We start from the raw sequence: 21,346 nt of genomic DNA on the forward strand, positions 1-21,346 counted from the left end.
CGTCGCAGGAGCATACACAAGCAACCGCCCGGACCAAACTGCTCCAGATCATAAAATCGACAAACAATTTGCGTCTGATTCCCTCTCCGGACCGCTCAAGCGAGCCCCGCCAACGCCTGCAGCGAATGACTGACCGGTCGTCCCCCGTCTCTTTTTATCGGTTAAACCAAAGCTCGGTTTGCCCGGTGTGGCCCAGCACCCTAGAATGCTCCGATGCGCGATGATCTCTCCTTTCTGCTGAACTCTCTCAACGATGCCCAACGCCAGGCTGTAGCTGCCTCCGTGGGTCGTCAGTTGGTCCTGGCCGGTGCTGGTTCCGGTAAAACCCGTGTGCTGGTACACCGCATCGCCTGGTTGATCCAGGTCGAGCAGGCCTCCTCGCACTCAATCCTGTCGGTGACCTTCACCAACAAGGCCGCTGCCGAGATGCGTCATCGCATCGAGCAGTTGATGGGCATCAGCCCGGCCGGTATGTGGGTCGGCACCTTCCACGGCCTGGCGCACCGCCTGTTGCGGGCGCACTGGCAGGAAGCCGGTTTGAGCCAGACCTTCCAGATCCTCGACAGCGATGACCAGCAACGCCTGGTCAAGCGGGTAATCCGCGAGCTGGGGCTGGACGAACAACGCTGGCCGGCCCGTCAGGCACAGTGGTTCATCAACGGGCAGAAGGACGAAGGTCTGCGCCCGCAACATATACAGGCCAGCGGCGATCTGTTCCTGGCCACCATGCGCAGCATCTATGAAGCCTACGAGGCCGCCTGCCTGCGCGCCGGGGTGATCGACTTTTCCGAGCTGCTGCTGCGCGCCCTCGATCTGTGGCGCGATCACCCAGGCTTGCTCGCGCATTATCAAAAGCGCTTCCGCCATATACTGGTGGACGAATTCCAGGACACCAACGCCGTGCAGTACGCCTGGTTGCGGCTGCTGGCCAAGGGTGGCGACAGCTTGATGGTAGTTGGCGATGACGACCAATCGATCTATGGCTGGCGCGGCGCGAAGATCGAGAACATCTACCAGTATTCCGAAGACTTCCCGGACGCTGAAACCATTCGTCTGGAACAGAACTACCGCTCCACCGCCGGGATCCTCAAGGCTGCCAACGCCTTGATCGCCAACAACACCGGCCGTTTGGGCAAAGAGCTGTGGACCGACGGCGGCGAAGGCGAAGCGATCAATCTGTACGCGGCCTTCAACGAGCACGATGAAGCGCGCTACGTCGTGGAAACCATCGAAAGCGCCCTGAAAACTGGCCTGGCCCGCAGCGATATCGCCATTTTGTATCGCTCCAACGCCCAATCCCGGGTACTCGAAGAAGCGCTGCTGCGCGAACGCATCCCTTACCGGATCTACGGCGGCCAACGCTTCTTCGAACGCGCCGAAATCAAGAACGCCATGGCCTACCTGCGTTTGCTCGAAGGTCGTGGCAACGATGCAGCGCTGGAACGGGTGATCAACGTTCCGGCCCGCGGCATCGGCGAGAAAACCGTCGAAGCGATTCGCGAGCACGCACGCCACAGCGATGTGTCGATGTGGGAAGCCATGCGCCTGTTGGTCGCCAATAAAGGCCTGACCGGTCGTGCAGCCAGTGCCCTTGGGGTATTCGTCGAGCTGATCGAGAACCTTGCGGCCAAAACCGTGGACATGCCACTGCACCTGATGACCCAGACGGTCATCGAGCAGTCGGGTTTGATCGCCTACCACGAGGCGGAAAAGGGCGAGAAAGGCCAGGCTCGGGTAGAAAACCTTGAGGAACTGGTCAGTGCCGCGCGTAACTTCGAGAACGCCGAAGAGGACGCCGACCTGTCGCCACTGGCCGCCTTCCTTGGCCATGCGTCGCTGGAAGCCGGTGATACCCAGGCTGACGAGCACGAAGACAGTATTCAGTTGATGACGCTGCACAGCGCCAAGGGCCTGGAATTCCCTTATGTGTTCCTGGTGGGCATGGAAGAAGGTCTTTTCCCGCACAAGATGAGCCTGGAAGAGCCTGGCCGCCTGGAAGAGGAACGCCGCCTGGCCTACGTGGGCGTCACCCGGGCGATGCAGAATCTGGTGATGACCTACGCCGAAACCCGACGCCTGTATGGCAGCGAGACTTACAACAAGGTTTCACGCTTCGTACGCGAGGTACCGAAAGGCCTGATTCAGGAAGTGCGGCTGTCCAATAGCGTCAGCCGACCGTTCGGCAGCGGCCAGAAACAAAGTTCGAGCAGTATGTTCAGCGGCACCGAGATCCCGGAAACCGCGTTCAGTCTCGGTCAGCACGTACAACACTCGGTGTTCGGCGAAGGAGTGATCCTCAACTTCGAAGGCGCTGGCGCCCAGGCACGGGTGCAAGTGAACTTCAGCGAAGGCAGCAAGTGGTTGATGCTGGGTTACGCCAAGCTGGAAGCAATCTGACTTTATTGAAGGTAGAAGTACATGGGCTCGGGTTTTTTCTCTTCCTGGACATTCTGGGCCCTGCTTTCGGCGGCGTTCGCGGCCATGACGGCGATCTTCGCCAAAATTGGCATTGAAAACGTCAACTCTGACTTTGCCACCCTGTTGCGCACCATGGTGGTATTGGTCAGTCTGGCCTTGATTTTGTACGCCACGGGCCAATATCAGTCATTAGGATCGATCTCGGCGAAGAGCTACCTGTTTCTGTTGCTGTCCGGACTTGCAACAGGCGCCTCATGGATTTGCTACTTCCGCGCACTGAAGCTGGGGCCTGCGTCGCTGGTGGCGCCAGTGGACAAGCTCAGCGTGGTGCTGGTGGCGGTGCTCGGGGTGATCCTGCTGGGTGAAAAGCTCGACCTGCGCCAATGGGGCGGAATCGGCCTGATCACCTCCGGTGTAGTAATGTTGGCCTTACGGCGCTAAAAAAAGACATTCCTACAGAACTTATCCATCAGGCCTACAGCCCAAACATTACCGGCCCTACGCCACCGACTGCGCTTCATGGCAGACGACCAGGCAAAAGCCCGAAACACTCTGCCGCTAGCCAGTGACACTTCACCTGTGCAACATGGCACGCGTGCCATCCACAAATGGGAATTCCCTTTATGAAACGTTTTCTTAGCATCGCCATGGCGTTGTGCATCGGCCTGACGATGAGCCTCGACGCCAACGCCAAGCGTTTTGGTGGCGGCAAAAGCGTCGGCGCTGCGCCGACCCACCAGACCAGCCAGATGGCCCCGTCCTCTTCGGGCGTTGGCTCTGCCGCCGCTACTGCAGGGGCTGCCGGTGCCGCAGGCGCTGCCGCCAAAGCCGGCGGAGCTTCGCGCTGGCTCGGCCCTCTGGCCGGCATCGCTGCCGGTGGCCTGCTGGCCTCCATGTTCATGGGCGGCGGCTTCCATGGCATGCAGATCTTCGACATCCTGATCATGGCGGCCATCGCCTTCCTGATCTTCCGCTTCATTGCCGCTCGTCGCCGCAAGCAACAAGAGCACATGACTCCAGCTGGCCACGCACCGATGCAGCGTGAAGTATTCGAGCAAAAACCGGCTCAAGGGCCGATCTTCGGTGGTTCGGCAGCACCTGCTGCCGCTCGTCCGGTGATCAACGCACCAGCCTGGTTCAATGAACAGCGTTTCGTTGAAGCCGCGCGCAACCACTTCCAGTCCCTGCAGCAGCACTGGGACGCCAACGAAATGGACAAGATCGCCGAGTTCGTGACCCCGCAACTGCTGGAGTTCCTCAAGCGCGAACGTGCTGATCTGGGCAACGGTTTCCAGTCCACCTACATCGACAACCTCAATGTTCAGCTGGACGGCGTGGATGATCGCGCCGACAAGACCGTCGCCACCCTGACCTTCAGCGGCGTGTCGAAAACCTCTCGTTTCGACCAGGGCGAAGTGTTCAGCGAAAGCTGGAACATGGAACGCCCGCAGGGCGAGAACCAGCCTTGGCTGGTGGCCGGTATCCGCCAAAACGGCTGATCCCATACTCTGCGTTGAGTATGTTGAAACAAAACCCCAGCCTCGGCTGGGGTTTTCTATTTCGCAGTTGCACTTATAGCGAGCTACTGTATAAACCGCCCCCTATATAAACCGCGCCATTGAGCAAGAGGATTGAGGTCGTGGAAGAAGTCATTGAAGAACTGCGTGAAAAAAATGAACCTGTGCCGGTCCCGTTGGAACTGCCAGATGAAGATCTACTGGTGGAGATCGAAGAACAGCTGTTCATCGACATTCCCTTTGTCTTCAAAGAATTCCTGTTGACCGTCAGCGATGTTGTCTATGGCAGCCTGGAGCCGGTAACCGTCACGGATCCACAGTCCCATACCTATCTGCCTGATGTTGCGGCCAACGCCTGGGACGCCGGTGTTCCCCGGGAGTTGATCCCGATCTGCCAGGACGGTGATGACTATTACTGCGTCGAGGAAGACGGCACTGTGGTGCTGTGGTCCGCCGAAGAAGAACTGGTTACCGAAGAAACCTGGGAATCTGTATGGCATTGGGCGCGGGACGTCTGGCTGGAAAGCTGATCCCGACCGCTTGAGCCCGCGTCCAGCGCCAGACTGGAGCGGGCCTCAATGTTCGGCAGAATCGTTGTGGTTATCCAGGGTTTCCAACAGGGCAACCTGCATCCGCGTATGCACGCGGATAAACCAGCGCCACAGAAGTGCTGCGACAGCCGCCGCAACGACGGCAATCAGGATCAACAGCTCGGTGGTCGGCAGAATGCTCGACGACAATGCCGCCAGCAGCAGGAAGATCACCAGCAACGACAGAATCGGTATCACCTCGGCGATCACCCGCCGCACCCGCTGGGTATGACGACCGGCCATGTCAGCCTTCACGCCCATCTCCGCCAGCAGCATCGACAGCGCTTTGAGTTTGCGATAAGCGGCGATCAAAAACGGCAGCGACAACAGCAATGCCCCTCCCCAGATCAGCGCCTTCTGCCATCCTGGATCGCTGATCCAGCCTTGAAGATAACCGCCAATACGCCCGGCGAAAAAACCGCCAGAGAAAAAGATCGCCATCACCAGCGCCAGATTGACCCCCACCTGTAACAGGATCCGCCGAATCATTTTGGCCAACAGCGCGCCCTGCCCTTGGGGCTGGATGCTGCGCAGCCATTCACCGTACATCCCAAGTACACGAGCCAGACGCTGCGGCATCACCGCTGTCAGTTTTAGCGACAACGGGTCGGCCGCACGAATCAGGTAGGGAGTCAGTAAAGTGGTGATAGCCGACACGGCCACAGCCACCGGATAGAGAAAATCACTGGTGACCTGCAAGGTCATACCCAAGGCCGCAATGATGAAAGAAAATTCGCCGATCTGCGAAAGCCCCATGCCAACCCGCAGTGAGGTGCGTCCGTCATTGCCCGCGATAAAGGCGCCCAGCCCACAGGACAACATTTTGCCCAGCACCACAGCGACAGTGATCACTGCAATCGGCCAAGCGTATTGCAGCAGAATCTGTGGGTCGATCATCAAGCCGATGGCGACAAAGAAGATGGCGCTGAACATGTTGCGAACCGGCTCGATCAATCGCTCTATTTTCAGTAATTGGCGCGACTCGGCCATAATCGCGCCAATCAGAAATGCCCCCAGCACCATGCTGTATTCCAGCTTGACCACCAGCAGACAGAAGCCAAAGCACAGACCCAACACGGTGATCAGCAACATCTCGTCGCTTTCAAATGTGGCCACATAGGCCAGCAGCCGTGGCACCAGTGAAATGCCGATCACCAAGGCGACAATCATGAACAATGAGAGCTTGCCGACCGTGGAAAACACTTCTCCGGAGCTGACGGTGCCGCTGACCGCAATACTCGAAAGCAGCGCGATGATGCCAATCCCGAGAATGTCTTCAACGATCAACACACCGAAGATCAGCTGCGCAAAGCGCTGGTTTTTCATTTTCAGGTCGTTGAGGGCTTTGACGATGATGGTTGTCGAGGAAATCGCCAGGATGGCGCCGAGGAACAACGAGTCCATGGTGTTCCAGTCGAACCAGCGGCCGATTTCGTAACCGATCCAGATCATCAGCACGATTTCGAGGAATGCCGCGATAAACGCCGTAGCCCCTACCCTGAACAATTTACGCAGGCTGAACTCCAGCCCAAGACAGAACATCAGAAAAATCACCCCGAGCTCTGCCAGGGTCTTGATGGTCTGCTCGTCATGGATCAGACCGAAAGGTGGCGTGTGCGGCCCGATGATGAAGCCGGCGACGATATAGCCGAGCACCACCGGCTGTTTGAGCCGATGAAAAAGAATTGTCACCACCCCCGCGACCAACATGATCACTGCCAGGTCCTGAATGAAACTGATGGCGTGCATGGTGTGGGGCTCCTTGGGTCAGGTGCTGACACAGTCGTTCGATCACCGGAACGCCAACAATGGCGTGATTGAGTGAACTACAAATCTGAATCTCAGGTAGAAAATGCCCTCGGGACAGGCTTTTGAAGGGTAACACCGCGACTTCCGGCAGAAAGGCGGTGCAATATATGGAAACAGATCGATCCGGGCGTGACGGCCTTCACCGGTTCGGCGTCCCGTTAAAGATGGTTTTGAAAAACTGACCAGGCGCCCGCAGAGGTGCTCCCAAAATCCCTGCCTAGAATCGTGAGTAGTGAGCTATGGAACCCGGAAACGCCCAGCTGTCGATGACGGTATTGATGACCCCCGACATGGCCAATTTCTCTGGCAATGTCCACGGCGGAACGCTGCTCAAGTATCTCGACGAAGTCGCCTACGCCTGCGCCAGCCGCTATGCCGGACGCTACGTGGTCACCCTGTCGGTGGATCAGGTGATCTTCCGTGAGCCGATCCATGTTGGTGAATTGGTAACCTTTCTTGCTTCGGTCAACTACACCGGCAACACCTCGATGGAGGTGGGAATCAAGGTGGTGACGGAGAACATTCGTGAGCGCTCGGTGCGCCATACCAATAGCTGCTTTTTCACCATGGTAGCGGTCGACGACCAGCGCAAACCCGCCGTCGTGCCTCAGCTGCAACCGCAAAACAGCGAAGACAAACGCCGTTTTATGCAGGCCAAGCAACGCCGCCAGATTCGTCAGGAGCTGGAAAAGCGTTATCAGGAAATCAAGTCGGACGCCTGAGGGCCGTCATTCAAGGACAATCAGGCGAGCGCCTGACCTGTGGCGAAGGGGCAAGCCCCCTCGCCACAAGGTTATCGCCAGACTTGGGACTTGCCTGACTCAGCTCAGAGGCTGATCGCCGTCGCCTCAAACCGCACCCTTGGATGGGCAATCCGGTCCTGGGCTCGCACCAACTCCAGTTCGTAGCTGGCGCAGGCCTGGGTTTCCAGCAGCACTTCATGTACCGCCGCGGCGGTGAACTCGAAGGCCGCCAGCAGGCTGTCCCCCAGCAGCACCCGAGCCAGAAACAGACCGGACGTCAGGTCACCGACACCCACCGGTTGGCGCGGAAAAGCCAGTAACGGCCGACGCAGGTGCCAACTGCCCTCGGCGGTCACCAGTAACATCTCAAAGCCGTCCGGCAACTTGCCGGGATAATCCAGGTGTTTGACCAGCACCGCCTTCGGACCGCGTACCAGCAGCGCTCGCGCCATGGCCAGGCAATCGAACAGCGACTGCGGCTTGCGACCGGAGAAGCTGTCCAGCTCGAGTTGATTCGGGCACATGAAGTCAGCCATCGCCGCAGCTTCGTCCAGCAGGAAGTCGCTGACTTCGGCCGGCACACTGCAGCCCTTTTCAGGATGGCCCATCACCGGGTCGCAAAGGTACAAGGCTTTGGGATTGATCGCCTTGATCCGCGCCACCCCGGTAAGAATCGCCCGCCCTTGGGCCGCGCTGCCGAGGTATCCGGACAGCACCGCGTCGCAGTTACCCAATTCGCCAATCGCCGCTATCCCTTCCACCAGCGCCGGAATCTGTTGCGGTGCCAACACCTCTCCCGCCCACTGTCCATACTGAGTATGGTTGGAGAACTGCACGGTATTGAGTGGCCAGACATTCACCCCGACCCGCTGCATGGGGAAAACCGCAGCACTGTTGCCAGCATGACCGAAGACCACGTGAGACTGGATGGCGAGCAAATGGGGTGTACGTTTCATGCGAGATTTCCGTAAACCGATTGAAATTCGAGCCGCGCAGTATGCGACTAAACGCAGCCTGTACGACAGACCGGAGACACAGTTAAGCTGACACTACTTTGTTGGAGCGTTCGTTCATGCTGACCCTGGGAAATATTTTCGTGCTGATGCTGCTGGCGACCGGCGCCGCCTGGCTGTGGCACAACCACGGCTTGCGCGAGCGGGCACTGGAGAGGGTCAAGCAGCATTGCGCCAAGCTCGATATCGAACTGCTGGACGGCAACGTCGCGTTGAAGCGCATTGGCTTCGTCAAGGATGCCAACGGTAGACGACGCCTGGCCCGCATCTATAACTTCGAGTTCACCGTAACCGGCGAGACGCGTCATTCAGGCACCATCACCCAGTTTGGCGCCCACAGCTCACAAATCGAGCTGGCGCCCTACCCGTTCGAGGTCAAAACCCCACTCCCGAGTGCTGAAATAATCGAACTGAACCAGTGGCGCCAGGAACATAACAAGCGCAGTAGTTGACGCAAAGGCAAAAGATCGCAGGCTGCGCCAGCTCCTGCAAGGGGTACGCGTGGGTCAAGCCTGCACTACGCGGCACCCGGCCAAGATGTTTTGCAGCGCTGCCGCGTCCTGCGGCTCGCTGAAAATCAATTCGATACGTGAATCACGCCGCCATTCACTGGGCTGCCAGTGCAGACCCGAGTTATCCACTGCGTTGGCTGACACCCAGCCGTCGGCGCTGTGGATAACCAGCTTGGCCCGCCGCCACTCAATGCTTTGAAGCCATTGCAGAACCCGCGTCGCATCGAATCGCTGACTCGGATGCCAACGCCAACCAATACTCCAGTCGCCTTCCTGTTGCTGGCTCAGACAAATCGGCTGCGCCGGATCAGTCCAGATCGAGGGCATCTTTGCCTGGCCTTTAGGCGCGGTGAAGTTATCCACACCCGCGTTTGCCTGGTTCTGCACACCGGGTAATTCGGACAGTGGCAAAGCGGCTTGCTGCGTCCAGCACATCGGACAATCGGGCAATTGTTTGATGATCCGCTGGCGATCCGCATCGCTGAGCTGCTCGTCCTTGTTCAGTACCAACAGACCAGCATTGGAAAGCGCTTCCTGCTGCGCTTGCGGCAGTGGTTTCCCGGCGGCCAGCGCTTGGGCATCCAGTACCAGCACACACGGCTGAACGGCCAAAACGCCCTGCCACGGCGCATCCTGTAATTGTTTGAGTAACTGCGCCGGATGGCCCAATCCGGAAGGTTCGATAAACAACCGGTTTGGCCGCGCCTTACGCAACAAACGCCCAAGCCCAATCTGAAACGGCGCTCCATTCACGCAACACAAGCAACCGCCTGCCACCTCACCCAGCGCAATACCATCGGCGTCCTGAGTCAGCAACGCAGCATCCAGGCCGATTTGACCAAACTCATTGATCAGCACCGCCCAGCGCTCATGGGCCGGCCGCTGCGCCAGCAGGTGCTTGATCAGGCTGGTCTTGCCGGCGCCAAGCGGCCCGGCAATGACGTGGGTGGGAATGTTCTGCAGCATGTTCGACAGTTTTCTAAAGAGGTGAATGATGCGGGTGATATGGCTGCCATTGCTGTGAGGCGTTGGCCCAGGCCTGTGTGGTCCACAGCCAGGCACAACGGCTCGACGTCAAGGTCTGTCAGCAGAACCGCGACGTCCCGAAAAACTGTTCAACGACGGCTTCTGCCAACCCAGACTGGCCGGCCAGAAAGTCGACGTAGCGTTCACCAAGCAGTGCCCCGCCGGAGCCTTCGGCGTTTGCAGCAACGCCCAAGTGGCCAATATGCCTTACCGGCAGGATATTCACTATTACGGCGTGGCCACTGATGCAACGTATTCGCAGCCGTATTGCGAAAACCAAAGCCAGGGTACATGGCTGAAGTCTTGAGTGCGCCTAGCTCAGCCAGTCGAGGGTCAGAATCAGTCGGCGTTCACCCGATGCCGGTTGCGGCGAGCGATGGATCAGGCCGAAGCCTTCGTTGCCATGCCATTTCTCGCCTTTGAGCAAAGCCACTTCACCGCAGGCGACTTGCTGAATCTTTGAGAAGTCTTGCGGCTCGGCGTCGACCTTGCCCAGTTGCCGACGATCCATCGCCCCCTCTTGTAGCCATTGGCTGCCGATGCCGGCGTAAGTGGTGATCAGACGCACCGGCACATGATCGACGTGGAAGCGCGGGCACATGGCCTTGTCCAGCACCCGCAGACGCAGGCCGATGCGCTTGGCGCCCAGCAAGCAGGCGAAGGCGCTGACCAGCCAGGAGATGTCGGCGATAAATCCTTCGTAGCCCTCCAGGTCGCTGAAGCCTGAGGCCAGACCTTGCAGATTCGGTTCTGAATCATCATTGGCCAACTCCAGCGATAACGACTCTGCCAGCGGCTCACCCAAGGACAGCAGCAACGTGCCGAAATCGGCGACATGCACTGGCAGGTGGCGTTGCCAGACAGCCAGATTCACTCCGTCGTCCAGAATTTGAGTGAGCGCTTTTGGTGTATCACCCCGGACCTGACGAATTATCGGACGCAGCTTCAGACTGGGCGCGAGCATCAAGCCGCCTCCTCTTCATGCCAAGGGCCGAAAGGGTCAACCATCAGTCGCCAGCCTTCCACACCCACGGCCATTTCGTCGTCGGTCAGCAGGCAGCTATCAAGCTCGGCAGTGAGCAGGGCGAAGTCGATGTTCTGACCGATGAATACCAGTTCCTGACGGCAATCACCGGTGGCGGCGGCCCAGTTTTCCATGATCGCCGAGGTGCTTTCCTGATCCTGTGGCCACTGCGGCTTCGGCACGAATCGCCACCAGCGTCCGGCAAAGCCATGACGCATCAAACCGCCAGCCTGGGACCAGCTTCCAGCGTCCTGATGCTTGCTGGCCAGCCAGAAAAAACCCTTGGAACGCAGCAGTTTGCCGTTCACCCACGGGCGGTCGATGAAGCTGAAAAAGCGCTGCGGATGGAAGGGGCGTCGCGCCCGATAAGCCGTCGAGGCGATGCCGTATTCCTCGGTTTCCGGGACGTGCTCACCGCGTAACTCCTGCAACCAGCCCGGCGCCTGAGCGGCACGTTCGAAGTCAAAACGCCCGGTGTTGAGGATCTTCTTCAGCGGTACTTCACCCATCACCATGGGGATTATTTCTGCCTGGGAGTTGAGCCGTTCGAGAATGGCGATCAGCTCCTGGCGGTCACTGCGGCTGATCAGATCGATTTTGCTGATCAGAATCACGTCGGCGAATTCGATCTGCTCGATCAACAGATCCGTGATCGAACGCTCGTCCTCCTCGCCCAGGGTTTCACCACGGGAGGCGAGGCTTTCGGCCGCTTGATAGTCGAGCAGGAAGTTCATACCGTCGACCACCGTGACCATGGTGTCGAGCCGGGCGATGTCGGCCAGGCTCTGGCCTTCTTCATCGCGAAAGGTAAAGGTTTCCGCAACTGGCAAAGGCTCGGAAATACCAGTGGATTCAATCAGCAGGTAATCGAAACGACCTTCCCTGGCGAGCTTGCTGACCTCTTCCAGCAAGTCTTCACGCAAGGTGCAGCAAATGCAGCCATTGCTCATTTCGACGAGTTTTTCTTCGGAACGATTCAGCGTGACATCGCGCTGAACCTCGCTGCCGTCGATATTGATCTCACTCATATCGTTGACGATCACCGCCACCCGAAGGTTGTCGCGGTTGCGCAGAACGTAGTTGAGCAGCGTGCTTTTACCGGCGCCGAGAAAGCCGGAGAGCACAGTAACGGGAAGGCGATTGGGCATCAGGGTGTCTCATCAGAGCGGGACTTATTTTAATGTTATAATATAACAATGCAATTAAGCCAATCCCCTCTTGTTCCCAGCGACGAAGGGCGCAATGCTTGCGCCAACCCGCCTCACGAGAAACCCCATGCGCAACGCTCTGAAATACACGCTGTTGGGCCTTACGCTGTTTGCCGCGAGCAACGCCTTCGCGCAACTGCCGAGAACGCTTGCCAACTGCACCCGCAGCGCCAACCTGCTGGCGTGCGTGGATGCCGATGGCAATGCCTATAGCGTCGCCACGGCCGGCAGCACCACGTATCTGCGGGGTTTCGAAGTAATCGGCAAACGCTACTGGGCGCAGACCAACAGCCGCTACGGGCAATTGACGTTCTTCACAGGCATCGCCTCTGACGGCGAAGCCTGGGTCGGCTACAGCCGCCGTGTTGGCTGGACCACTATCAATCGCTTCTCCAGTTCCGGTGGCGCCAGTGCCAAGTTCACTTGCAGCCGTATCAGCGGCTGTTAGACCTGGGCTTTTTTCTGATCCTGCAACCAGGCCATGTAGCTATTCACCGGTGGATTCTTCTGGAAGTAGCGCTGCAACCCTTCGAACAAGCCGTCGGCCATCGCCTGCTGGTGCCGTGGGGTGACCAGCCGCTGACTGTCGCGGCTGTTGGAGATGAAGCCGGTTTCCACCAGGATTGAAGGCACGTCCGGCGACTTAAGCACCGCGAACCCGGCCTGTTCCACGCGCTTCTGATGCAACGTGGTGATCCCGGCGAGGCTACCGAGCACCGTGCTGCCCAACTGCAAACTGGCAGCGATGGTCGCGCTCATCGACATGTCGAGAATCACCCCGGCGAGCATCGGATCCTTGTCCTTCAGATTGAGCAGGCTGGTGGCGCCCAGCAGGTCGGCGCCGTTCTCCCGTTGCGCCATAAAGCGCGCGGTGGCCGAGGTCGCCCCGCCCTCGGACAAGGCATACACCGAAGCACCGGACGCCGTAAGCCTTGGCGCGGCGTCGGCATGCACCGAGATAAACATGTCGGCGTTGTGCTTGCGGGCGATCTCCACGCGTTTTCGCAGCGGCACGAAGAAGTCATCGTTGCGCACCAGCTTCACGTTAAACCCCTTTTCTCGTTTCAGTCGCTTGGCCAACAGTTGCGCGATGGACAGCACCACATCTTTTTCGCGCTCACCCTTGGCGCCAACCGCGCCTGGATCCTTACCGCCATGGCCGGGGTCGATCACCACCATGATGTCGCGCTTGGGATGGGCTTTATCCATCGGTGTTTCACGCTGAACCAAAGGCGCAGCGGCAATCTGTATCGGCACGTGGGCAAGGCTGGTGAGGTCGAGTACCAGCCGATGACCCTGCCCGTCCTGCGGCGGCAACTGAAAGCTGTTGAGCTGCACCGGCCCATAGAGGTCGAGCACGATCCGTGTATCGCCTTGCCCTAAGTACCCGGAGCGGATCGAACGAATCACCGTGTTGGTCAACGCCAACTGACTGAAGTCGCCACTCAGGCGCGCGCCACTCAAATCGATGATCAGCCGTTGCGGCTCGGTCAGCGAGAAGGTCTTGTACTGCACCGGTCCGCTCAGATCGAGCACCAGCCGCAGCTTGTCATCCGAACGCCAGAGCCGGGCGTTGCGGATTTGCGTGGCGGACACGCCCAGCGGTAAAGCGAAGGCCACACTGGCCAGAAGCAGGTTGAGCAATTGACGTCTGCGCATGACATTTACCGCTGATGAGGGAGCGTCCGTACTCAACTTGATGTGATGAAAGGCCGTTCAGGAAAAAGACATCGTCGACTGTAAAGTTATAATATAACATGTCGAATCATTTCCAACGATGGACCTGCTTATGAACGCGCTGACTCTGCCGGATATCGCCGCGCAGGCCTCACGCCAAGCCTTGCCACTCGAGTGGGTGGGCATGTGCGGCATTGCTCTACCCATGTTGTTCGATGGCCAGCGAATGAGCGCAAAAGCGGATGCAGGCGTGAGTCTCGATGATGGCGAGGCGCGTGGCATTCATATGTCACGTCTGTATCTGGCGCTGGAAATTCTCGAACAGGAAAACCTCACACCGCTGCTTTTACGTCAGGTTCTTCAACGTTTTCTCGATAGCCATGACGAGTTGTCCAACAGTGCCTATCTGCGTATTCACACCGATCTACTGCTTAAGCGGCCAGCCTTGGTCAGTCCGCTGTCGGGTTGGAAAACCTACCCGGTGAGCATCGAAGCGCGGCTGAAAAACGCAATGTTCCACGTGGAACTAAAAATTGAGGTTAGTTATTCCTCAACTTGCCCGTGCTCAGCCGCACTGTCGAGACAGCTAATTCAGCAGCAATTCGTCGAGGACTTCGCCAACAAAGCGTTGCAGCACGCCGACGTTCTGGCCTGGCTCGGTTCCTCAAAAGGCATCGTTGCGACGCCTCATAGCCAGCGCAGCAGCGCGCAGTTGCAGCTGCGGTTGGACGACTGTCTCGAAAGCTTGCCATTGATCACGGTGATCAATGACGCTGAAGCAGCCCTCGGCACCGCCGTTCAAACCGCGGTGAAACGCGCCGACGAACAAGCCTTCGCCTTGGCCAATGGTCAAAACCTGATGTTCTGCGAAGACGCCGCTCGACGCTTGAATCTGGCCTTGAAAAGATCCCCGGGCATCAACGCCTTCCTCCTGCGCGTTACCCACGCCGAAAGCCTGCACGCCCACGATGCTGTGGCCGAAAGTTGCTGGAACTGGGAGGCCGCATGATCCGTTGCCAAGCATTACGCTGGGGCGCTCCCGGTCAACCACTGACTCCCCCCGTGAATTTCGAACTGGCGAACGGCAGCCTGACCGCGGTAATCGGCGCTAACGGCTCGGGTAAAAGCAGCCTGCTGAAAGTTATCGCTGGGTTACAGAGGCCGCTGGCTGGCAAAGTCGAACTGGATGTTCCACGACGCGGCAGCCTGTCTTTCCTTGCGCAACAACAGCATCTGGACCGACAGTTCCCCATCAGTCTGCAAGAGCTGGTCGCCGCTGGATTCTGGGGCAGCAAGCAAACCCCACAGATGCGCAACCAACGCCTGCAAACCGTACTGGAAGACTGGTGCTTGAGTGGCCTGGAACATCGCCCATTGATGGCGTTGTCGGGCGGTGAATTGCAGCGAGCCCTACTAGCCCGTTTGAGTCTGGGCCATGCGCCGGTGTTGTTACTCGACGAACCCCACGCCGCGCTCGACGAGCTCGGCCAGACACTGCTCTGGAAACACATCCACGCCTGGCATGCCGATGGTCGGACGTTGGTCGTCGTCTGCCATGACCTGGCTGCAGTGCGCCAACACATTCCTCAAACGCTGCTGATCAAAAGCAGTGGCTGCATACTTGCGCCAAGTACCGAACTGATCACCCAACTACCTCAGACGCAGGTGGCGTAATGGTCGCCGCTGCTGCGCTTTGGCAACCGTTCCACGAATTCGTCTTCATGCGCCGGGCACTTCTTGGCGGTTTGGTATTGGCCTGTAGCACTGCCCCACTCGGGGTGTTTTTGATCCTGCGGCGCATGAGTCTGATCGGTGACGCGGTGGCTCACGGGATCTTGCCCGGCGCCGCCTTGGGGTTCTGGTACGCCGGTTTGAGCCTGACGGCGCTGACCGTTGGCGGCCTCGGTGCGGGCCTGGGCATGGCCGGGCTCGCAGCATGGATCACCCGCCGTACCGGCCTGCGAGAGGACGCCAGCCTCGCGGCGATCTACCCGATTTCCCTGGCTTGCGGTGTGCTGATTCTCGGGATCGCCGGCAAACGTCTGGACCTGCTGCACCTGCTATTCGGCTCAGCGCTTGCCGTCGACGGACCGACGTTGGCCGGCATGCTTTGGGTCTCGGGTTTCAGTCTGACTGCCATGGCGCTGATCTATCGCCCCTTGTTGCTCGACACCCTCGACCCGCTGTTTCTGCAAACCGTCAGCCGTCTCGGACCGTTGGCACACGGGCTGTTTTTGACCCTGGTGGTGCTGAATCTTGTCATCGGCTTCCAGGCCATCGGCGCGCTGATGGTGGTCGGTTTGATGATGTTGCCCGCCGCCGCTTCGCGTTTCTGGAGTCGACGCTTGCCAGTGTTGATGGTCATCGCCGCGGTGTTCGGTTGCCTCTCGGTGTGGCTTGGTCTGTTGCTGTCGTTCTACTACTCGCTGCCCAGCGGTCCGGCCATCGTGCTGGTGGCTGGCGGTTTTTACCTGCTGTCCGTGGTGTTCGGTCCGGTGCACGGTTTGCTGCGCCGCCCACCTTTGCTTACATCCCAATGAGGTGTTTCCCGATGCGCGCTCTACTTGTGCTGTTCAGTCTGCTGCTGCCGTTGTCGCTCTCGACAGCATCGGCGGCAGAAAGACTTCAGGTCGTCACCAGCTTCAGCATTCTCGCCGACATGACCCATCAGGTAGGCGGTGAGCATATTCAGATCACCAACATGGTCGGCCCGGACGCAGACGCCCATACCTACGAACCCACCCCGGACGATGCCAAAGCGCTGCTCAAGGCCAGGCTGATCATCAAGAATGGCTTGGGTTTCGAACCATGGCTGGATCGCCTGGTCACCAGCACCGAGACCAAAACCCCGGTGATCACCGCCAGCCGTGGCGTCATCCCGCGAACCATGGATGAAGACGGCGAGACCATTCCCGACCCGCATGCCTGGCACAACCTGGCGAACACCGAACTCTATGTGAACAACATCACCAAGGCGCTGATCGCAGCGGATCCGGCGAACAAAGCCGACTACGAACGTAACAGCCAGGCCTACCTCAAACAGATCTACCGTCTGCTGGCCGACGCCAAAGCCAAGCTCGGTTCCCTGCCACCGGGAAACCGCAAGATCGTCACCTCCCATGATGCCTTTGGCTATCTTGGCCAGGCTTACGGCATCAACTTCATGGCGCCTCAAGGTTTGTCCACCGAGCGCGAACCCTCCGCAGCCGAGGTCGCTGCGCTAATCACCCAGATCCGCCAGGCCAAGGTCAAAGCGGTGTTTATGGAAAACATCAAGGACGCGCGCCTGCTCAAGCAGATCGCCGAAGAAAGCGGCGCGCATATTGGCGGTACCTTGTACTCCGATGCCCTTGCCGCCACGGGTCCGGCCAGTACCTTCGCCGGACTCTTCGAATACAACCTCAACACGCTGTACGACGCCTTGAGCACGCCATGATTCGAAAGAACCCGTCAGGCGATCTGCCGCTGATCGCCGAGTCCGCTTATGTGGATAAAACCGCGATCATCTGCGGCAAGGTGGTAATCGGCGAGAACGTCTTCGTCGGCCCCTATGCGGTGATTCGTGCCGACGAAGTGGACGACTCAGGTCAGATGGAGCCAATCAGCATCGGCGCCAATTCGAACATCCAGGACGGCGTGGTCATCCACTCAAAATCCGGCGCGGCGGTGACGATCGGCGAGTTCAGTTCGATCGCCCACCGCTCCATCGTTCACGGGCCATGCTCCGTCGGCAATCGGGTGTTCATCGGCTTCAACAGCGTGTTGTTCAACTGTGCGGTCGGCGACGGCTGTGTGGTGCGGCACAACTCGGTGGTCGATGGCAGGGATCTGCCTGAAGAGTTCTACGTACCGTCGACCACACGCATCGGACCCAAGACCGACCTGTCGCAGTTCCCGCCTGTCAGCGTCAGTGCTTCGGAGTTTTCCGAGGATGTGGCGCGGACCAACGTCGATCTGGTGCGCGGCTACAAAGCCCTGCAGAACGAGTTTTGAACATGAACAGTGCGCTGACTCACAACGCCCGGTTGGTCAACGAAGGTCATGAGTTCGATGCCGATCTACTGCTGGACCACGGTCGCATCGTGAAGTATGTAAGTTTGCGTAGCCGCAATGGGGAGGGTTGGGGGCAGATGAGTGTTCATCAGGTGTGTGGGCGATTGGGGTTGGAAACCAACGCTAATTAGTGACTAGATCGTTCCCACGCTCCTGCGTGGGAACGCCTCAATGGACGCTCCGCGTCCGCTTTGTGACGCAGCGTGTCACGGCTGCATTCCCAAGCAGAGCGTGGGAACGATCATCACGCTCGTGGCTTGACCGTACCGCAGTCTTGCCCCATCCACACCGCTCGGGTGTCCAGGCTGCCCTTCTGCTGGATGCCGGTGGCATTGAAGGTGCCGTTGACCTTGGTCGTGAACTCTCGATCACTGAGGAAAGTGGCGACACCGGTGCCCTGCGCTTTCGGGCAGCTGAAGCGAAATTTCCACTGATTGCCGGCGCGGTCGGTGATTTCCTGCTTGCAGCCCGATTGCGGATCCGTCAGCGGAATGTTGTCGGACTGCACTTGGGCCTGAGTCAGACAAGCTCGAATACCTTTGCCGCCCATGGTGATGCCCTGCTGCTCTAGCGCTGCCCGTTGTTCCGGGGTCATCTGGCTCTGTAACTGGCCAAGGATCAATTGCAGATCAGGCAGGTTCTGGTCATCGACCTTCATATTGCTCGACGTCAATTCCCACAACCCAGGCTGCAACATTTGCGCCTGAGCAGCGACAGGAAGTGACAAGCCAACAACCATGGCCAAACCCAGCAGACGAACGTTCATCAAGTAACTCCTAGAGAATAGTGGCCGTTAGACGTCTGCAACCTACTTCAGTTGCATGGCGAATTAAATAGCGACATTCGCCGTGGAACATGGTCTGTTAAGCATTGAACCTTCAGGAGAAAGGCTGCCCCATGGATTATTTTGGCCCGCATTTTTTCGGTTATCTGATCGCCACTATTCATTTGCTGGGCATGATCGCCGCCATCCATGCCGTATTCACTGTCAGGACTGCCCAAGGCGCAATCGCCTGGGCCTTGTCACTGTTGTTCATTCCTTATCTGACCCTCATCCCCTACCTGGTCTTCGGCCGCAGCACGTTCGATGCCTATATCAAGGCAAGGCGCCAGGCCAACGAGGAAATGCGCAAAGCCATCGCCGATCTGAACTGGCGCCCCTGGATCGAAGAAGCGCTGACCGCTCGCGCCTCAAATGCCTACGCCTCGCTGCGTGCCATGCCGAAACTGGGACAAATGCCCTGCCTTGCCAATAACCAGGTGCGCCTGCTGATCAATGGCGAAGCCACTTTTGCGGCGATTTTCGATGCCATCCGTAACGCCCGCCAAACCGTACTGATCCAGTTTTTTATCATCCACGACGACCACCTCGGTCGCCGCTTGCAGGCCCTGCTGATGGAGAAAGCTGCCGAAGGCGTAGCCATTTACGTGCTCTACGACCGTATCGGCAGCCACTCCCTGCCTCACAGCTACGTTCAGCCAATGCGCGAGGCCGGCGTACAGATCAAAGCCTTTGCCACACGCAGCGGCTGGCTCAATCGCTTCCAGATCAACTTTCGCAATCACCGCAAAATTGTCGTGGTCGATGGTTTGTCCGGATTCGTCGGCGGGCACAACGTCGGCGACGAATACATGGGTGAGAAACCGCCGCTGGCGCCTTGGCGCGACACCCACGTCCAAGTCAGCGGTCCGGTGGTGGCCTGCATGCAGGAGTCGTTTGCTGAAGACTGGTTCTGGGCTTCACGCCAGCTGCCGCCGCTGATCCTGCCGGACACCTATCCGGATGACGGCGTACTCTGCCAACTGCTGGCCAGCGGCCCGGCAGACCCCTACGAAACCTGCTCGCTGTTTTTCGTTGAAGCGATCCATGCCGCGACTGAGCGGGTGTGGATCACCAGCCCGTATTTCATTCCCGACGAAGCGGTTTTCGCTGCGCTGCGACTGGCAGTGTTGCGCAATGTGGATGTGCGGATTCTCCTGCCGTCGCGGCCGGATCACCGCGTCGTCTACGCCGCGTCCAGTCTCTTCGCCTTCGAAGCCGTGCGGGCCGGGGTACGAGTGTTCCGTTATGAGCCCGGTTTTCTGCATCAGAAAGTAGTGCTGATCGACAGCGAAATCAGCGCCATCGGCAGCGCGAATCTGGACAATCGATCGTTCCGGCTCAACTTCGAAGTGATGCTGCTGACCGTCGACAGACAATTTGCCGCCGAGGTGGAACACATGCTCTGCGAGGATTTCGACCAGGCCCACGAGATCGCTAAAGGAGAAAGCCGGGAGACCCACCGCCTGCAACAACTTGGCATGCGGGTCGCCCGGCTTATATCGCCGATCCTTTAAGGGTTGTAGATATCGTCGCGAGTCCACGGCAGTTCATGGCTACCGTCGGCATGAGCCTTGACCGCGAGGATCTGGTGCAAATTGATCCAGCCTCTGGCGAATGCATAAGCGCAACCGGCCAGGTAGAGCCGCCAGATACGTAGAACCTGCTCTGGCACCTGTTTTGCGGCGGCTTCAAGGTTATCTTCCAGGCGCTCGCTCCAGTGGTCCAGGGTGCGTGCGTAATGCAGGCGCAGGCTTTCGACGTCGACGATTTCCAGCCCCGCCTCGCTGATTTCAGCCGAGATCATCGACAGATGCGGTAGCTCGCCATTGGGAAACACATAACGCTCGATGAATTCGCCAGCACCCCGCCCAACCGGCCGACCGTCGATGTGCTTGGCGGTAATACCGTGGTTCATCACCAGGCCGCCTTCGCGCACAGCCCCGAACAGGGTCTGACAATACTGCGCCAGGTTCGCATGGCCCACATGCTCAAACATGCCGACGCTCACCACCTTGTCGAAACGGCCGTCCTGAGGCAGGTCGCGATAATCGAGCAATTGCAGTTCGACCATATCCTCCAGACCTTCCTCAATCACCCGCTCACGAGCCAGCGCCAACTGCTCTTTGCTCAGGGTAATCCCGAATACTTTCGCTCCGAATTCCCGGGCGGCAAAGCGCGCCAGCCCTCCCCAACCGCAACCGACATCCAGCAAGTACTCGCCGGGCTGCAGGCGCAGCTTACGGCACAGATGCCGAAACTTGGCTTGTTGGGCCTGTTCGAGGCTCTCGCTACCGGTCTCGAAATAGGCGCAGGAATAGGCCATGTCGCTATCGAGCCAAAGCTGATAGAACGCATTGGACAGGTCGTAATGATAGGAAATGGCTGCCGCGTCGGTAGCTTTGTCATGGACGGAGCGAACCGGTTGATTGCCTTCGTCCTCAGCCAGCAGAGCCTGGCTCCACTCATCGCAGACCCGAATGACCTCATTGATAGAGCCTTCGAGTTCCAGCTTGCCTTCGACGAACGCGGCCCCTAGCAAATCAAGGCTCGGATGAGTGAATTTGGCAACCAATTGCGGGTCCTTGACCACAATGGTGACGCTGGGCGCCGGGCCCAGATTAAACTCATGGCCATCCCAGAGTCTGAGGCATAACGGTAGTTGCAGATTCTGTAAGGCCGGTGGAAGTTGCACGAGCATGGATAGTCCCCCTTGTTTCAGACGTCTGATTTGAGGGTAGACCATCCATGAAAATTAGCAGGCTATCGAACTCATAGCCTCTCTCTATGACCCGCGACGGTGATCGAACCGTCGTGAACCCACTGTTTCAGCCAGGTTACGGCCTGTAGTGGCGCACCCTCTACACAAGTGACTGTGAACTCGCTACACAGTTCGGAAAAGCTCAAACCGTCGTTCACCACGGTAGTCCCGACAT

The 21,346-nt window shown here is 58.7% G+C and carries 22 protein-coding genes and 2 pseudogenes; 15 read left to right on the forward strand and 9 right to left on the reverse strand.

Annotation, left to right across the window (positions count from 1 at the left end; genetic code table 11):
* Nucleotides 1-213: 213 nt before the first annotated feature.
* The 4 genes from uvrD to AC07UI_RS02545 all read left to right on the forward strand — a co-directional run bounded on the left by uvrD (nt 214) and on the right by AC07UI_RS02545 (nt 4,465).
* Nucleotides 214-2,397, forward strand: a complete 2,184-nt coding sequence (gene uvrD, locus AC07UI_RS02530; RefSeq protein WP_494990976.1) for a DNA helicase II — start codon at nt 214-216, stop codon at nt 2,395-2,397.
* A gap of 21 nt (nt 2,398-2,418) precedes the next feature.
* Entirely contained in the window at nt 2,419-2,859 is a 441-nt protein-coding gene (locus AC07UI_RS02535) for an EamA family transporter (protein ID WP_494990977.1), read from the forward strand.
* Between the two features lie 182 nt (nt 2,860-3,041).
* Nucleotides 3,042-3,917 carry a Tim44 domain-containing protein gene (locus tag AC07UI_RS02540; RefSeq protein WP_494990978.1) on the forward strand — a complete coding sequence of 292 codons (876 nt, stop codon included), beginning with the start codon at nt 3,042-3,044 and terminating at the stop codon, nt 3,915-3,917.
* A gap of 140 nt (nt 3,918-4,057) precedes the next feature.
* Nucleotides 4,058-4,465: an SMI1/KNR4 family protein gene (locus tag AC07UI_RS02545; RefSeq protein WP_494990979.1), complete on the forward strand. Its 408-nt coding sequence runs from the start codon at nt 4,058-4,060 to the stop codon at nt 4,463-4,465.
* A gap of 45 nt (nt 4,466-4,510) precedes the next feature.
* Here AC07UI_RS02545 and AC07UI_RS02550 read toward each other — a convergent pair whose 3' ends face one another.
* Nucleotides 4,511-6,274: a cation:proton antiporter gene (locus tag AC07UI_RS02550; protein ID WP_494990980.1), complete on the reverse strand. Its 1,764-nt coding sequence runs from the start codon at nt 6,272-6,274 to the stop codon at nt 4,511-4,513.
* Between the two features lie 299 nt (nt 6,275-6,573).
* Between AC07UI_RS02550 and AC07UI_RS02555 the strand changes: the two genes are divergently transcribed.
* Complete coding sequence (locus AC07UI_RS02555; RefSeq protein ID WP_494990981.1) at nt 6,574-7,056, forward strand: acyl-CoA thioesterase; 483 nt, start codon at nt 6,574-6,576, stop codon at nt 7,054-7,056.
* A gap of 104 nt (nt 7,057-7,160) precedes the next feature.
* On the opposite strand, the gene pdxY is transcribed toward AC07UI_RS02555, so the two are convergent.
* A complete protein-coding gene (gene pdxY, locus AC07UI_RS02560; protein WP_494990982.1) occupies nt 7,161-8,033 on the reverse strand; it encodes a pyridoxal kinase PdxY in 873 nt (290 codons plus the stop codon).
* A gap of 116 nt (nt 8,034-8,149) precedes the next feature.
* Here pdxY and AC07UI_RS02565 point away from each other — a divergent pair, with 116 nt between their 5' ends.
* Nucleotides 8,150-8,542 carry a DUF3301 domain-containing protein gene (locus tag AC07UI_RS02565; RefSeq protein WP_494990983.1) on the forward strand — a complete coding sequence of 131 codons (393 nt, stop codon included), beginning with the start codon at nt 8,150-8,152 and terminating at the stop codon, nt 8,540-8,542.
* Between the two features lie 54 nt (nt 8,543-8,596).
* Here AC07UI_RS02565 and AC07UI_RS02570 read toward each other — a convergent pair whose 3' ends face one another.
* Nucleotides 8,597-9,568 (reverse strand): CobW family GTP-binding protein, encoded by a 972-nt coding sequence (locus AC07UI_RS02570; protein WP_494990984.1) that lies wholly within the window; start codon nt 9,566-9,568, stop codon nt 8,597-8,599.
* A gap of 62 nt (nt 9,569-9,630) precedes the next feature.
* Here AC07UI_RS02570 and AC07UI_RS02575 point away from each other — a divergent pair.
* Nucleotides 9,631-9,935 (forward strand): annotated as a pseudogene (locus AC07UI_RS02575) (NADH:ubiquinone oxidoreductase).
* Between the two features lie 6 nt (nt 9,936-9,941).
* Here the strand turns inward: AC07UI_RS02575 and AC07UI_RS02580 are convergent.
* Together AC07UI_RS02580 and zigA are read right to left on the reverse strand one after the other, a co-directional pair.
* Nucleotides 9,942-10,592: a DUF1826 domain-containing protein gene (locus AC07UI_RS02580; RefSeq protein WP_494990985.1), complete on the reverse strand. Its 651-nt coding sequence runs from the start codon at nt 10,590-10,592 to the stop codon at nt 9,942-9,944.
* Nucleotides 10,592-11,800 carry a zinc metallochaperone GTPase ZigA gene (zigA, locus tag AC07UI_RS02585; RefSeq protein ID WP_494990986.1) on the reverse strand — a complete coding sequence of 403 codons (1,209 nt, stop codon included), beginning with the start codon at nt 11,798-11,800 and terminating at the stop codon, nt 10,592-10,594. The genes AC07UI_RS02580 and zigA overlap by 1 nt, the downstream gene beginning before the upstream one ends.
* A 127-nt stretch (nt 11,801-11,927) precedes the next feature.
* On the opposite strand from zigA, the gene AC07UI_RS02590 reads away from it, so the two are divergent.
* Nucleotides 11,928-12,308 carry a glutamine synthetase gene (locus tag AC07UI_RS02590; protein ID WP_494990987.1) on the forward strand — a complete coding sequence of 127 codons (381 nt, stop codon included), beginning with the start codon at nt 11,928-11,930 and terminating at the stop codon, nt 12,306-12,308.
* Here the strand turns inward: AC07UI_RS02590 and AC07UI_RS02595 are convergent.
* Nucleotides 12,305-13,519: an N-acetylmuramoyl-L-alanine amidase gene (locus AC07UI_RS02595; RefSeq protein WP_494990988.1), complete on the reverse strand. Its 1,215-nt coding sequence runs from the start codon at nt 13,517-13,519 to the stop codon at nt 12,305-12,307. The genes AC07UI_RS02590 and AC07UI_RS02595 overlap by 4 nt on opposite strands.
* Before the next feature lie 130 nt (nt 13,520-13,649).
* Between AC07UI_RS02595 and folE2 the strand changes: the two genes are divergently transcribed.
* Genes folE2 through AC07UI_RS02625 form a run of 6 tightly spaced genes read left to right on the forward strand, consistent with a single transcriptional unit; the run spans nt 13,650 to nt 17,721 of the window.
* Complete coding sequence (gene folE2 / locus AC07UI_RS02600; RefSeq protein WP_494990989.1) at nt 13,650-14,546, forward strand: GTP cyclohydrolase FolE2; 897 nt, start codon at nt 13,650-13,652, stop codon at nt 14,544-14,546.
* Complete coding sequence (locus AC07UI_RS02605) at nt 14,543-15,211, forward strand: metal ABC transporter ATP-binding protein (protein WP_494990990.1); 669 nt, start codon at nt 14,543-14,545, stop codon at nt 15,209-15,211. The genes folE2 and AC07UI_RS02605 overlap by 4 nt, the downstream gene beginning before the upstream one ends.
* On the forward strand, nt 15,211-16,077 hold the full coding sequence (locus AC07UI_RS02610; protein WP_494990991.1) for a metal ABC transporter permease: 867 nt from the start codon (nt 15,211-15,213) through the stop codon (nt 16,075-16,077). The genes AC07UI_RS02605 and AC07UI_RS02610 overlap by 1 nt, the downstream gene beginning before the upstream one ends.
* Nucleotides 16,078-16,088: 11 nt before the next feature.
* A complete protein-coding gene (locus AC07UI_RS02615; RefSeq protein WP_494990992.1) occupies nt 16,089-16,973 on the forward strand; it encodes a metal ABC transporter substrate-binding protein in 885 nt (294 codons plus the stop codon).
* Complete coding sequence (locus AC07UI_RS02620; protein WP_494990993.1) at nt 16,970-17,530, forward strand: gamma carbonic anhydrase family protein; 561 nt, start codon at nt 16,970-16,972, stop codon at nt 17,528-17,530. Before AC07UI_RS02615 ends, AC07UI_RS02620 begins: the two co-directional genes overlap by 4 nt.
* Before the next feature lie 2 nt (nt 17,531-17,532).
* On the forward strand, nt 17,533-17,721 hold the full coding sequence (locus tag AC07UI_RS02625) for a hypothetical protein (protein WP_494990994.1): 189 nt from the start codon (nt 17,533-17,535) through the stop codon (nt 17,719-17,721).
* A gap of 113 nt (nt 17,722-17,834) precedes the next feature.
* Here AC07UI_RS02625 and AC07UI_RS02630 read toward each other — a convergent pair whose 3' ends face one another.
* Entirely contained in the window at nt 17,835-18,356 is a 522-nt protein-coding gene (locus AC07UI_RS02630) for a DUF3617 domain-containing protein (RefSeq protein WP_494990995.1), read from the reverse strand.
* 131 nt (nt 18,357-18,487) lie between these two features.
* Between AC07UI_RS02630 and cls the strand changes: the two genes are divergently transcribed.
* Nucleotides 18,488-19,927, forward strand: a complete 1,440-nt coding sequence (gene cls, locus AC07UI_RS02635) for a cardiolipin synthase (RefSeq protein WP_494990996.1) — start codon at nt 18,488-18,490, stop codon at nt 19,925-19,927.
* On the opposite strand, the gene cfaB is transcribed toward cls, so the two are convergent.
* Nucleotides 19,924-21,111 carry a C17 cyclopropane fatty acid synthase CfaB gene (gene cfaB / locus AC07UI_RS02640; protein ID WP_494990997.1) on the reverse strand — a complete coding sequence of 396 codons (1,188 nt, stop codon included), beginning with the start codon at nt 21,109-21,111 and terminating at the stop codon, nt 19,924-19,926. The genes cls and cfaB overlap by 4 nt on opposite strands.
* 71 nt (nt 21,112-21,182) lie before the next feature.
* Nucleotides 21,183-21,332: pseudogene (locus AC07UI_RS02645) on the reverse strand (HvfC/BufC N-terminal domain-containing protein); the annotation flags it as partial.
* Between the last annotated feature and the right edge of the window lie 14 nt (nt 21,333-21,346).

Source organism: Pseudomonas sp. GW821-FHT04C07 (assembly GCF_059420325.1).